A 13,148-nucleotide genomic window follows, 5' to 3' on the forward strand; every position below is an offset into this window, starting at 1 on the left:
TCCGCTTTTCTATGTCCAGCTGCAGTGGTCTGCTCCCGTTTGAAAATTAACCTTAGGCTTTTGAGGCAAAAAGCGCCTCTAAAGCCTAAGAACATTTTTCAAAGGGAGCAAAACGCCCACTTCCGCTTTTCTAATGTCCAGCTCCGGCGGCTAGAGGCTCGAGACATAAGCCATGCCAGCCAAAAAGGCAAAGACCGCCTTTGTGGCTGCCCTGTCTTATGCTTGTCGCCTCTGGGCGAGCCGCCTCCGCTTTTCTATTCATACACATGATACAACATTAGCTCGTGGAGTTGTTTTTTTAGGTCTTCTTCTTTGTTTGCAGGCGGTATATGGCCTGTCCATTCGATGTTCCCGTTTTTATGATAATTTCCTTCGTATTTCATTCCGCTGAAATAGAATGAGAAAGTCCATCCAGGAAGCTGTTTGTTTTCATACATATTTTTATATTGAAAATGCTGTATCAATTTAATCACCTCAATCCTCATTGTATACGTTTCATCATAAGCTGTGTAGGAATTCCTTTTATCCAATCATACTTTTCTTTTTCGATTAATAGAATGTAGGGAAGAAACTTGAGGAGGGCGAAGCATGAATTCGTTTATTCGGGATTTGGAGAAAGCGATCAGTGATGAATGGACAGCCTATTATTTTTATAAAGATTTGAAGAGCAGGACGAATAATCCTTTGTATGTCGAGTTCATCGGGCATGCCGGGAAGGATGAGAAGGAACACTATGAGATGTTTCAGTATCTGCATTATTTATATACAGGGGAGTATTACGAACATAAGAAGGAAAAGATCGAATATACAACGTTCAAAGAAGGAGTGCTGCTTGCCTTGAAGGATGAATTGGAGGCAGCGGAATTCTACAGGGATATGTTACTGGAGATGCCGAATCAGCAGGCCTATAATCCGCTATTCATTGCGATGACAGATGAGATGGAGCATGCTACCCGCTTTTCCACGATATATAATTCCTTGCGTTGAATTAAAGGTTGACCGATCGAATTGTCCATCAGGGTCAACCTTCTTTGTGCTGCTTCGAAAGTGTCATAAATGTACGGACCAGCTGCTTTCGCCTCTTTGTTTCTATATCTTCTTCGTCGAATGTCATCGGTTTCGAATTGATTTCAAATAGGACATACCCTCCATCTACCCGAGGGGCAAGGTCCATGGAGAATTCGCCTACATAACCGAATGCCTGTACAAGCTCCCTACCGCATGCTTTCATGATAGGAAGGATTTCTTTCTTTGTCCGCGGTGTCGATACATCCGTCAGAGAAATGATTTTTCCGCCTGCAGGGACATGTGTGGTCACTTCCTGGCGCTGTGAAATCCTGACGCCGATTCCAATGAGTTTAAAGTCTTCCCCTGTGTGCAAGACAAGGACACGGTAATCATACCGGTGATCATGAAGCGTCTTGCAGGGGATTGCTTCCTGCATGATTAAATGCTGATCGGAGTGGAACCATTCCTGGTAAGAAGTGAAAAATCGTGTAAGTGATGTAAACTTTTCTATTTTCTTTATACTCTTACAGATGATATGGCCGTTTGATTCCATCTCGATCAGTCTGATGCCCCTGCCCTGTGAGGCAAATGATGGTTTTACATAGATTTTCTGATGACGTTCCAAAAAATTCGTGAAGCTATCTTCCTTTTCCACCAGGGAAGTGGAGGGCAAATATCCCTGAAGCTCTCCGCACCGGGAAAGAATTTGATGAACGTCCCATTTACTAAAGAAGTGAGGGTTGAAATAGGGGATGTCAAATCTCTTGATGAATTGTTTTAATGTGATATAGTCCTGATTTTGTTCCGCCTCCCTTGATGGGATTCTATTGTAAATCACGCTTGGTATCGGAAATTGACATTTAACCCATTTATTTACATTATTATTGAAGGTGATTCCCTGGATGGATTTCCCTGCAGCATCCCCGGGCGAGAAGACGAAGCACATGCCACCGAGTTCTTCGATATCCAGCTGGATCGACCTGAATAATTCGAAATTCCCTTTATATTTATTCTGATCCCTGCTAGTAACGATGCCTACAAGCGGGACTGCCATAATCTTCTTTTCCGACTGAATCGTAAAGCTGTATGATTCTGATGTTGCTTTAGCAGAAAGCAGAAAGGAATTCTTCGCAAAAGGGACGGCAGTCAATGATTCCTCTCTGTGAAAGAAAACCTTCCTGGTCATGTCGTATAAAATGTTCATGGCATCATTTCCTCAGGGTGATGGATGGCACGCTGCGATAAGAAGACCCCGAATGATAAGGCGAGTTTCCGAGTCAGGATATCAAAATTTCTTAACTCAGGGTGGGAAAAGATAGCTCTCCCCGGTTTTGAATTTGCTTCAAACATCCATACCCCGCCGTTTTCATCCAATCCCAAATCAAAGCCGATTTCTCCGATGTAGCCTTCCATGTTGGATTCAATCGCACGGGAGAGCTTTAATGCTGCCTCATTCAGTGAGGCTTCCGCAACCATTTTCCGCGATGATTCAGGGAAAAGTTCAGAGAGGCTCCTTACCACTCCGCCATTATTGGCGTGGGAAGTGACGCTTCCAATACCGGCTACTTTCCCTGCCATAGCACTCACTTGCCAGCTGCCTTCTTCATCTTTGTTCGTATGAACACGGAAATCGATCGGCCGATTGTCTTCCGAGATGAGAGTGATTCCCTGCTGGATTAAAAACGTATCCAAGCTCCGGTTTTTAAAGATGGAATTTATCATCCGTTCGAGTGAAGAGAACCTGACCAGTCGATTTTTCCCTTCTCTATCACGGCACCGGCAGTAATAATCCTGAGATTGACGGTCGAAGGTAAGCTTGTGTATTCCGTTTCCTAAACTGCCGTTTTTCGGTTTTATAAAGACTTGCTTATAAAGGGAAAGCATTCGTTCAATTTCCTGGAATGATTGAAAAGAGTGGGTCTCTGGAAGGTATATGCTGACTGATTCATCCGATTCAAGGCGTTCGAAAAGATCCAGTTTGTTGAAGAATCCAGGGTTATACCAGGGAATGCCATACTCCCCCTGCAGTCTGTCTTTAATTTCTTTGCAGTTTTTTCTTTTTTCGCTCCGGCGGTTGGGCAGCCTGTCATAAATAACGTTTGGGAAGGGAACTGTTTCAGTTTCCCATCCCTCACCAAAATGGAAATACCCATCGATCAGCCCGTTTTCCCAGTCAATGTGCTTCTCCCCAAAGATGAAAGGGATGACGCCGAGAGAAGACTGTACGGATAATAGTTTTCTGAAGAAATAAGATCGTTCCCCGACAGGACTTGGTTTGAAGTTCGTAAATCCGGAGGTGAAGATCCCGATCAATACTCCCAGGTAGAGACAGTCGTCTTTGATGAATAGAGATAATGAACTCACTTTCTCCGGGAGATGGAGACTCTTCGCAAGCTTCGAACTGATTCCGATTACATTCCTTCCGTTCGGATGCCTTTTACATATGACAGATTGTTTTGCTGTTCCGAGGGCAGCTGTCTGCGGTAAATGGATCTTTTCTTGTTTCCAGCGCGAAGGCAGATAAAGGATGGCCTGTTTATCTTGAAACTGTTCGATCTTATAGGTTTTTAACATTTAAAAATCACCTCGCCTTAAGGATGGAATAGATTTTGAATAGAGATGCTCACAATATTCCAGAGGAGTCCGGTGTAAAGATTCGAGCTTCCCGGTTCCCAGAGTGTCCACAATCTTATGACCAGGCTTAGAGTTGATGTCGAGGATCCACAAAGAGCCGTCCTTTGCAAGGACGATATCAACGCCGATCTCAAACAGCGGAGAGAAATAATCTTCGAGTAGAGCAGGGAGTTCATTCAGGATGGCATTCAACTCGTTCCCGACGAATGCCCAATCTGCCTCTGGATGAATACTTTCCCAATCTTCTTGTGAAAAATAAGAGGCACCTCTGCTTATATTCGTTACGATACCGCCTTTTGTCCCTTCACGGATTGCACGTTGAAATTCCCGCCAATCTCCAAACTGATCCTTATTCAGCAGAATTCGTATGTCGAAAGGTGTATCGAGCTCCGTCCGGTTATCGATCCTTTCCTGCGCTATGAAGATATGCTGTTCAAGCATCCGTTCCGCCCAGTTCAAGAAGATGGACTTCGATGGGAATGATTGTTGGGTTATCTGATGATTTTTTGTCGTGCGGACGGTCACTTTACTATTTGAAAGTATTAAATGATAAACAGCAAAACCATTTGCTCCATCTACTGGTTTGATTATTATATCTTTATGCTTAATCAGTAAATTAAATAAATGAAGGTGGTTTTTAAGTAAGAATGTTTCTGGAATATAAGAGGAAAGTGTGCTGTTTTTTAATTTTTCGTACATAAGCCATTTGTTAGGCAGACCATACCCGAGAAAATGTATATGGGGCTGGTTTTTCATCCATTGCACCACAGCTTTCGCTTGTCTGGATTGCAGGCTTTTATCATAGTAGGTTCTGTCGTAAATAAAACCGGGGATGTCAAATATTTCTTTCACCCAATTCCCGGCTTCACGGTTGAATGCGTATCCTTCGACGGTCTCGTTGACCGGGGAGATGTCACGAGGTGAAAATAAGTACAAATCATTGGTGTTGGAGATGGATTGTTTTCCGATCCCGTTAAAATATGGGTTGGAAAGATCGGGATTCAGCGTCATGATACCAAGTGAATAATGCATATTAATCCTCCTTCTCATTCCAAATGTTGTAACTATATTCATAGAGGGCCTTTACTGAAGGTCTGACCCGTTCATTATCCATAAACGTCCGTTTGGAAGGTTTTGAATTGATTTCAATGATCCATGGTTTTCCGTTACCATCAATCCCGATATCAATACCAAATTCCGCATATTGACCATCGAGATGCTGAGACAAGAAAGAAGAAGCTGAAAGAGCTAAAGCTTTCATCTTTACGAGGATCACTTTTCCGTCCTCATGAGGGAAAAGGGAGGTCATGATTGAAAGTGGTGATTCAATTTGACCGCCCTGATCGATATTTGCTACAAATTGCTTCTCTGATGCGATCCGTCCTACTGATGAGATCACAGACCAGGTTCCTTTATGATTCTTGTGGCACAGGAAACGAAAGTCCAGCGGCTGGTCATTGACCGACACGAAAGGGATTGTCTGCTGAACGATATAGTGCGAAGCATGGCACCAGGATTGAAGCTGCTTGTAAAGGGATGAATAAGTCGGGAAAGTGAGAGTACGTTTAGAAGTGAAGGAATTTTGGTAAACGAGATAATCATTCGCCCTTTGTTGGACACGCAGGATGTAGCGGCCTTTGCTTCCATTGACAGCTTTTACGAATACATCCTTATAGATTGACAGCATTTCATCGATCCGGTCGATTCCTTGAACTGTTTCCGGCAAATGAGGATGTAGCTGTTTACTATTTCGTAATTGTTTATAAACGATATCCTTGGAAAGAAATGAAGAATTAAATAAGTGAACAGATTGACCTTCCGTCCTTTTCAAAGCGGATTCATAAAGTGGATGAGTTTCTAGTTTGCGGGAATGACTTCGATTGTAGATCACATGGGGGAGAAGCATTATTTTCTTCTGCCACTCACTTTGATTGAATACCCATGCTTCTGATCCGTTTTTTAATAAGGAAGTGACCGGGAGTAGATAAAATAGTCCGCCTTTCAGTTGAAACCATCTCTGACACTCTGTAAAATATTCCTTTAAAGAATGTGTATTCAGTTTATCTTCATGACAGTGATCGATTAATAAAGCCGTAACCGGGCCGATAGAGAGGCTGTTTTTGGCCGGATCCAATTTCACAAGGATATTTTCCATCCGTGGAATCGATGAAAATAACGGGTGACTCGTTTTCAATGTTATCTGTGAGTCCCCCCTTCCAGTCGGTAAGCAGTTTACATTTAGCGAAGAAGCACCTGCTCTCAGGGTCAGCTGCCTGGAAACATCAAATTTATGATAGATGCCTTCGGGTAAAAGTAATTCATCTGCATTTCTCTCATTCTCAAAACTGATGAAGGAGCATTTATACATCATAGACATTCCTCGTTTGCATATGAAGATGAGTTATAATTATAATTGTATATTGGGCTATTGTTGATATAGCATTGTATGTAAAGATGGGCAAAATGTTCAAAGCAGAAAAGGAAGGTGCAGTTATGCTGGATGCTATTATCCTCATTGCGTTTATGGTAGTGATTGGTGCGCTTATCGGAGGGGTAACCAACTCACTTGCGATCAAAATGTTATTCAGGCCATACAGGGCTTACTATATTGGAAAATTCAAAGTGCCATTCACACCGGGTCTCATCCCAAAAAGAAGAGAAGAACTTGCCCAGCAGCTGGGCAATATGGTAGTCGATCATTTAATCACACCAGAAAGCCTCCAGAAAAAAGTCATGAATGAAGAGTTTCAAAGAGATGTCGTTCAATGGCTCAGAGAAGAGTCAGAACCCGTTTTCTGCTCTGAAAAAACTGTCAATGAATGGCTCGACATGCTGCAGGTTCCTGTTTCAGCTGATAGATTGAATCAATGGCTTACGGATTGGGTAGAGGAAAAAGTATCCCGCACAAAAATGGAGTACAGCTCTAAACGAATCGAAGAAGCACTGCCTGAAAAGTGGCAGGAAAAAATAGAAGACACGATCCCGAAGCTAGTCGACATGATTGCCGGCCGGGCAGAGGCATACTTTACAAGTCCAGAAGGAAAAGCGAAAGTGAAGGTCATGATCGATGACTTTCTAAAGGAACGGGGTACGCTCGGGAATATCCTTGGAATGTTTCTTGGCAACGCGTCCGTTGCTGATAAGGTTCAACCGGAAATCGTGAAATTCATCAAGCATGAAGGCACACAGGAAATCCTCCACAACCTTCTGAGAAAAGAATGGGCTAAACTTAAACTCATGAAAATAGAAGAAGTGGTCGACAGGCTTCCTGAAGAAGATCTGATGTCGGAGCTTCATACATCCTTAATCAAGATCGTCAACATCAAAGCTCATCTGTCCCAACCATTATCACACTGGCTTTCCCCGCATCAGAAGACGATCACGGAGAAGTTGCTTCCACAATGGGTGGGAAAAGGGACAGACCTCCTGTCAAACAGGATCCCGAATCTAATGGCGAAACTTCACCTTCAGAAAATCGTCCAGGATCAGGTGGAATCATTTTCTGTGGCAAGACTCGAGGAACTGGTCCTTGGCATCTCACGACGGGAGTTTAAGATGATCACCTATCTCGGGGCCCTTCTCGGAGGAATCATCGGATTGATACAGAGTGTATTCGTCATGCTGTTCTCATAGATGGATATTGGCAGAAATATGATGGCACCATCTGGCCATAAGGAAACTTCCTAGAATTATCCCATATAGTTTGTTATAGTGGTGGAGGGAACAAAGAGTGAAAATTTTTAGGAGGTACGTATTTTGGCTATTAATTTATACGATCAAGCAAACGAACTGGAAAGTGCGCTTAGACAAAGCGACGAATTCTTGGAACTGAAAAGAATGTACGACGAAGTAAACAACGATGAATCTGCAAGCAATATGTTCGAAAACTTCAGAAACATACAGATGAATCTTCAGCAAAAACAAATGAGCGGTGAAGAAATCTCTCAAGAAGAAGTTGAGCAGGCTCAAAAAACAGCACAACTTGTGCAGCAGCATGAAAAAATCGCCAAGCTTATGGAAGCTGAACAGCGCATGAGCATGGTGATCAATGACCTGAACAAAGTCATCATGAAGCCTCTGGAAGAATTATACGGCTCAATGCAGAAATAATCTTATCGGCAGTTAAAGCATCCGGATTTGATCCGGGTGCTTTTTTTGATATCGCCCCCTTGTCATATTTGTCTCAATCCCCTCATAAGAGTATAGAAAGGATGTAGACACCATTTTAGGGGGGACACCAATGATTTATAGAATGCTGGCTCTAAACATCGATGGCTCTATAGTGAACGAAAACGGAAAAATTGCAAAGGAAACCAAAGAAGCGATTGAGTACGTTCAAAATAAAGGCGTGCAGGTCACTCTTGTCACAAGCAGAAACTTTGCATCTGCCAGAAAAGTCGCCAAAGCCCTTAAAGTCGAAGGGCCCATCATCACGCATGGCGGGGCCTATATTGCTGCTGAGCGTGACCAGCCATTATACGTAAGGAAAATCTCTGAAAATATTACGTATGAAATCACACAGTTTTTAGAAGGGTTCTCCAGTCAGATTCAACTATCTCATGAAAAACAAAGTATTGTAGGGAAAGCAAATAATCAGTCTAAAATGACATCAAAGCTTTCATGGGAAAGGGATTCCCGTTTTTTATACAGCAAGCAGTATGTGAATATCGTAAGCGAACATCAGCTGGAAAATCCGCTGGCTGTCCCGAAAATATCGGTGCTGCTGGAGCATAGAGAGGATTTATGGGATATCGCTGCCGCTATAAAAGGGATGTACGAGGAAGTGGAAGCGGTCCCTACATCCGAACATACACTCGATATCGTTCCTAAAGGCGTCTCGAAGCTGAGAGGTCTCATGTATTTGTCAGAAAGACTCGGAATCAAAAAAGAGCAGATCATCATGGTCGGTTCGGGTATCGATGATGTGGACGCCATCAGATGCTGCGGTCTGGGGGTAGCGATGGGCGAAGCACCGCGGGAGGTTAGAGCCCATGCAGACTGGGTGACAAGGAGTCAGGACCTAAAGGGTCTTCCATATTTCATAATGGAACTCTTCAGAAAGCAGCACCCGATTCCGTTTTTGAAAAAGATGAACATCATAAAATCCTGAAATCAGCCCTGTACCTTGAGTTATAAAGGTGCGGGGTCATTTGTTTTTTCATCTTCCTCTATACCAGGGTGCTCATTGACCATTCATGCCCCATTCTGTACACTAGAAAAAGCTAGCTCTATTGAAAGGTGATTTTGAAGGTGAATATTTTAATAACAGGAGTAGAGGATGAACGTTTTGAGCGCCCTCTTCGATTGATTGCCAATTTATTTTTTGAAGAAACATCCATACGGTTTACGGAATGTGATGACGTCGATTTAATGGTTCATATTGACATAAGTACGGTAGATAGAATTGAAGCGGCAGCTGAAATAACTGATCCTGCAAGCGGCAAGGAATATCACGCTGGGTATTCGAGTGACTGGCAGCCGTATGAAACCGATAAAGAACGGTTCCGGCAGGTGAAGACCGCGCTGTCCCATGTCTATCTCAATGTGCTCCAGGACTTGACGGGAATCCGGCAGAAATGGGGGATTCTTACAGGGATCCGTCCGACTAAACTGATCCACAAAATGAACCAGCAGGGTACTCCGAAAGAGGAAGTTCATGCAAAGCTGAGGGAAGAATATTTGATAACGGATGAGAAAATCGAGTTAATGCAGAATATAGTCGACCGGCAGCTGTCCGTTGTGCCTGATTTGTATGATGTGCAAAATGAAGTAAGCATCTATATCGGTATTCCTTTCTGCCCTACGAAATGCGCGTATTGTACATTCCCGGCTTATGCGATACTGGGGAAACAGGGACGGGTGGACTCCTTCCTGGCAGGTCTGCACTATGAGATACAAGAGATGGGGAGATGGCTCAAGGAAAAAGGGATCAATATCACAACCATTTATTACGGCGGAGGCACACCTACTTCAATTACCGCAGAGGAAATGGATGCACTTTATGAAGTGATGCACCGCTCCTTCCCGGACGTAGACAAGGTTAGGGAAGTAACGGTGGAAGCCGGGCGTCCCGATACGATCTCCGAAGAAAAGCTGGAAGTCTTGAATAAGTGGAATATCGACCGTATCTCCATCAATCCTCAGTCTTATACACAGGAAACCCTAAAGGCAATCGGACGCCATCATACAGTGGAAGAAACGATAGATAAGTTTCACCTTGCCCGTCAAATGGGGATGAATAACATCAATATGGATCTGATCATCGGACTTCCAAACGAAGAGCTACCTGAGCTTCAGCATTCATTGGATGAAACGGAAAAGTTGATGCCGGAATCTTTGACTGTCCACACTCTATCCTTTAAGAGGGCCTCTGAAATGACTAAAAATAAAGAAAAATATAAAGTCGCGGACAGGCTTGAGATCGAGCGGATGATGAATCTTGCAGAAGATTGGACAAGCGGGCATGGATACGAACCCTATTACCTTTATCGTCAAAAAAATATTCTTGGAAACCTTGAGAATGTAGGATATGCACTTCCAGGACAAGACAGTATATACAACATTATGATCATGGAAGAAGTACAGACGATTATCGGAATCGGATGCGGGGCAGCAAGTAAATTTATCGACCCGAAAACGGGAAAGATCACTCATTTTGCAAATCCTAAAGAACCTAATGCGTACAACCTGGGATTCAAAGAATATACAGAGAAGAAAATCAAGATCCTGGATGAATTGTTTTCCTGATCAAATGCAGTTCGTGAGCATGCGTCTCATGAACTGCATTTTTATATTTCCCCGGTTTAAAATGTATCGGAAATTATTGGGAATTCTCAATAAACTTAAAGGGAAATTGAAAGTTAAAGAGAATACTAACTAAAGATAGAAATGAAAGCGTTTACTATTTGAGGGGAGAGATGGAATATGATGCAAACACCTCTGCTTTTAACACAAATGATTGAAAGAGCTGAAAGGTATTATCCGAAGAAGGAGATTGTTTCACGAACTGAATCGGGAATTCACCGTTTCACTTACAAACAATGGGGAGAGAGAACAAGAAGGCTGGCAAGTGCCTTGAGTACATTGGGAGTGAAAGAGGGTGACAAGGTTGGAACACTCGCCTGGAACCACCACCGCCACCTTGAAGCCTATTTCGCAATTCCGTGCAGCGGAGCCATCCTGCATACAATCAATATTCGTTTATCGCCTCAGCATATATGCTATATCATCAACCATGCGGGGGATAAAGTGCTGCTTGTTGACCCGGATATTCTGCCGCTCATAGAGAAGATTAAAGACAGCATTCCGGTTGTTGAAGCTTTCATTATCATGACGGATGGTGAAATGCCGGAAACATCACTGGATAACGTCTATCATTATGAACAGTTATTGGAAAAAGGAAATCCGTCATTTGCTTTCAGGAAAGACCTGGATGAAAATGCCCCTGCCGGCATGTGCTATACCTCTGCGACAACGGGGAATCCCAAAGGGGTCATCTACTCTCACCGTGGAATTGTGCTTCACGCCATGGCGCTTGGGCTTGCTGATACGACAGGAGTCTGTGAAAGGGACACGGCTCTTCCAGTGGTGCCGATGTTCCATGTGAATGCCTGGGGTCTGCCATTTGCCTCTGTATGGTTTGGTACGAAACAAGTGCTTCCAGGTCCTTATTTTACTCCCGGCATCCTTGCAAGCCTGATGCAGGATGAGAAGGTGACGATTACGGCTGGAGTTCCAACCATTTGGCTGGGGCTGTTGAATGAGATGGAGCAGAACACGTATGATCTGTCCTGTCTGCGTTCTGTGCTGTGCGGAGGTTCTGCCGCCCCCAAGGGTATGATCAAAGCATTTGAGGAAAAATTCGGGATTCCGTTCATGCATGCTTATGGAATGACAGAAACAAGCCCCCTTGCTGTCATTGCAGCGTCAAAGAGTTATCACGAGAACCTGTCTAAAGATGAAAAGCTTGATTTGAAAGCGAAGCAGGGCATCCTTGTGCCGGGATTGGAAATGAAGATCGTCGGTAAAGACGGAGAAGTCGCCTGGGACGGGAAGGAAATGGGAGAACTGGCTCTGAGAGGTCCGTGGATCGCGTCGGAATATTATCAGGATGAGCGGAGTCAGGAAGCTTTCCGTGACGGCTGGCTCTATACAGGTGATGTTGTGACCATCGATGAAGAAGGATATATCAAGATTGTGGACCGGACTAAGGATTTAATCAAATCAGGAGGAGAATGGATTTCTTCCGTGGATCTGGAAAATGCACTTATGGCCCACGAAGAAATTTTTGAAGCAGCAGTCGTGGCAGTGCCGCATGAAGAATGGCAGGAACGACCGGTTGCCTGTGTTGTGTTAAAAGAATCGTCGAGCGGAAAGGTGACCGAAGAGGAAATACTCGACTTCCTTAAGCCGCAGTTCGCGAAGTGGTGGATCCCCGATGACGTCCTGTTTCTGGATGAAATTCCTAAAACATCGGTAGGGAAATTCTTAAAAAGAACACTAAGGGACCAGGTACAGGATAAAGTAAAGTAAGATTGATTCAAGAGAGGTCACCCATCCTGGGATGATCTCTTTTCTATTTAATTCCAAGTAAATAGTAAAACTATTCAAAAAAATGATTCACTATTCATTTTTGTTGGGGTATTCTAGACATAAGGGGAGGGATTACATTGACAGTGTCAAATCATTATGAAACGGTCAAGTTACATAAAGAGGGAAGGGTTGCAAGACTTCGACTTAACCGGCCGAAGTCATTGAATGCCCTGGATGCAGGACTGATGAAAGACCTTTTGGCAGCATTGAAAGAAGTGAAAAAAGATCCGGATATTTCATTGGTTATCCTGACAGGAGAGGGAAAGGGGTTTTCTTCAGGAGGGGATATCAAGTCCATGCTCACGTTAAGTGGCGAAGAACAATTTACAGGGGTAATGGATATCATCAATGAGCTTGTCATGACGCTGTATTGCATGCCCAAAGTTGTGGTTACCGGAATTCATGGTGCAGCCGCCGGACTTGGGTTCAGCCTGGCACTTGCCTCGGATTATATTTTATGTGAGGAAGACAGCAAGCTTGCCATGAATTTCATAGGAATCGGATTGATCCCCGATGGAGGCAGCCATTTCCTTCTGCAAGAAAGATTGGGAACCCATAAAGCGAAGAGATTGATTTGGAACGGGAAAGTACTCGATGGCCAGGAAGCGTTAATGAAAGGGCTTGTTGATGAAGCACTTCCGTCAGGCAAATTGGAGGTTGGCCTCCAGAGGTACATGAAACAATGTTTGGCAGCTCCCGTCAAAGCGATGCTCAAGACTAAGGAAGTCTATGTGACTTTGAATAAAGAAAGATTGCAGCATGCATTGGAGCTCGAGAAAGAAGGACAGTGGCTCATGAGGCAGACCGGTGATCATGAAGAAGGGATCAACGCATTCGTCGAGAAGCGTAAACCGGAGTTTAAAGGAATCTAGCAGGTTCTTATCATAGTATGAACACGTTGAGAAGAGGTCTCC

12 protein-coding genes are annotated in these 13,148 nt (G+C 43.7%); 7 read left to right on the plus strand and 5 right to left on the minus strand.

The genetic code is table 11. From position 1 onward, the window contains the following. Positions 1-254 precede the first annotated feature (254 nt). Positions 255-464 (minus strand): YheE family protein, encoded by a 210-nt coding sequence (locus V6B33_RS07170; protein WP_334217697.1) that lies wholly within the window; start codon positions 462-464, stop codon positions 255-257. A 124-nt stretch (positions 465-588) separates the two neighbouring features. Here V6B33_RS07170 and V6B33_RS07175 point away from each other — a divergent pair, with 124 nt between their 5' ends. After that, positions 589-987 carry a ferritin-like domain-containing protein gene (locus tag V6B33_RS07175; protein WP_334217080.1) on the plus strand — a complete coding sequence of 133 codons (399 nt, stop codon included), beginning with the start codon at positions 589-591 and terminating at the stop codon, positions 985-987. Positions 988-1,021: 34 nt separating this feature from the next. Here the strand turns inward: V6B33_RS07175 and V6B33_RS07180 are convergent, their stop codons facing one another. From V6B33_RS07180 to V6B33_RS07195, 4 genes are read right to left on the minus strand one after another with little or no spacing between them, the layout of a single operon-like run. Continuing rightward, positions 1,022-2,212, minus strand: coding sequence for a YheC/YheD family endospore coat-associated protein (locus tag V6B33_RS07180; protein WP_334217081.1), 1,191 nt, complete (start codon positions 2,210-2,212; stop codon positions 1,022-1,024). Continuing rightward, positions 2,209-3,582 (minus strand): YheC/YheD family endospore coat-associated protein, encoded by a 1,374-nt coding sequence (locus V6B33_RS07185; RefSeq protein ID WP_334217082.1) that lies wholly within the window; start codon positions 3,580-3,582, stop codon positions 2,209-2,211. The genes V6B33_RS07180 and V6B33_RS07185 overlap by 4 nt, the downstream gene beginning before the upstream one ends. Continuing rightward, positions 3,583-4,674, minus strand: coding sequence for a YheC/YheD family endospore coat-associated protein (locus V6B33_RS07190; RefSeq protein ID WP_334217083.1), 1,092 nt, complete (start codon positions 4,672-4,674; stop codon positions 3,583-3,585). Between the two features lies 1 nt (position 4,675). Continuing rightward, positions 4,676-6,013 carry a YheC/YheD family endospore coat-associated protein gene (locus V6B33_RS07195; RefSeq protein ID WP_334217084.1) on the minus strand — a complete coding sequence of 446 codons (1,338 nt, stop codon included), beginning with the start codon at positions 6,011-6,013 and terminating at the stop codon, positions 4,676-4,678. A gap of 122 nt (positions 6,014-6,135) precedes the next feature. On the opposite strand from V6B33_RS07195, the gene V6B33_RS07200 reads away from it, so the two are divergent. The 6 genes from V6B33_RS07200 (at position 6,136) to V6B33_RS07225 (ending at position 13,106) form a co-directional block, all read left to right on the plus strand. Next, a complete protein-coding gene (locus tag V6B33_RS07200; protein ID WP_334217085.1) occupies positions 6,136-7,275 on the plus strand; it encodes a DUF445 domain-containing protein in 1,140 nt (379 codons plus the stop codon). A 123-nt stretch (positions 7,276-7,398) separates the two neighbouring features. Next, entirely contained in the window at positions 7,399-7,752 is a 354-nt protein-coding gene (locus tag V6B33_RS07205) for a YlbF family regulator (RefSeq protein ID WP_334217086.1), read from the plus strand. A gap of 130 nt (positions 7,753-7,882) precedes the next feature. After that, positions 7,883-8,752: a Cof-type HAD-IIB family hydrolase gene (locus tag V6B33_RS07210; protein ID WP_334217087.1), complete on the plus strand. Its 870-nt coding sequence runs from the start codon at positions 7,883-7,885 to the stop codon at positions 8,750-8,752. A gap of 140 nt (positions 8,753-8,892) precedes the next feature. Beyond that, the gene (locus tag V6B33_RS07215; protein WP_334217088.1) at positions 8,893-10,389 is read left to right on the plus strand and encodes a coproporphyrinogen III oxidase; all 1,497 of its coding nucleotides are present in this window, start codon (positions 8,893-8,895) and stop codon (positions 10,387-10,389) included. A gap of 177 nt (positions 10,390-10,566) precedes the next feature. Continuing rightward, complete coding sequence (locus V6B33_RS07220) at positions 10,567-12,174, plus strand: long-chain fatty acid--CoA ligase (protein ID WP_334217089.1); 1,608 nt, start codon at positions 10,567-10,569, stop codon at positions 12,172-12,174. Positions 12,175-12,311: 137 nt separating this feature from the next. Continuing rightward, the gene (locus V6B33_RS07225; protein ID WP_334217090.1) at positions 12,312-13,106 is read left to right on the plus strand and encodes an enoyl-CoA hydratase; all 795 of its coding nucleotides are present in this window, start codon (positions 12,312-12,314) and stop codon (positions 13,104-13,106) included. The last annotated feature ends 42 nt before the right edge of the window (positions 13,107-13,148 follow it).

The sequence above is a fragment of the Mangrovibacillus sp. Mu-81 genome (assembly GCF_036867415.1).
GTDB lineage: Bacteria > Bacillota > Bacilli > Bacillales > Bacillaceae_B > Rossellomorea.

Bases quoted from the DNA above. Each gene is read 5' to 3' on its own strand.
- V6B33_RS07175 (WP_334217080.1), top strand. From the start codon at position 589: ATGAATTCGTTTATTCGGGATTTGGAGAAAGCGATCAGTGATGAATGG.
- V6B33_RS07180 (WP_334217081.1), bottom strand. From the start codon at position 2,212: ATGAACATTTTATACGACATGACCAGGAAGGTTTTCTTTCACAGAGAG.
- V6B33_RS07185 (WP_334217082.1), bottom strand. From the start codon at position 3,582: ATGTTAAAAACCTATAAGATCGAACAGTTTCAAGATAAACAGGCCATC.
- V6B33_RS07190 (WP_334217083.1), bottom strand. From the start codon at position 4,674: ATGCATTATTCACTTGGTATCATGACGCTGAATCCCGATCTTTCCAAC.
- V6B33_RS07195 (WP_334217084.1), bottom strand. From the start codon at position 6,013: ATGATGTATAAATGCTCCTTCATCAGTTTTGAGAATGAGAGAAATGCA.
- V6B33_RS07200 (WP_334217085.1), top strand. From the start codon at position 6,136: ATGCTGGATGCTATTATCCTCATTGCGTTTATGGTAGTGATTGGTGCG.
- V6B33_RS07210 (WP_334217087.1), top strand. From the start codon at position 7,883: ATGATTTATAGAATGCTGGCTCTAAACATCGATGGCTCTATAGTGAAC.
- V6B33_RS07220 (WP_334217089.1), top strand. From the start codon at position 10,567: ATGATGCAAACACCTCTGCTTTTAACACAAATGATTGAAAGAGCTGAA.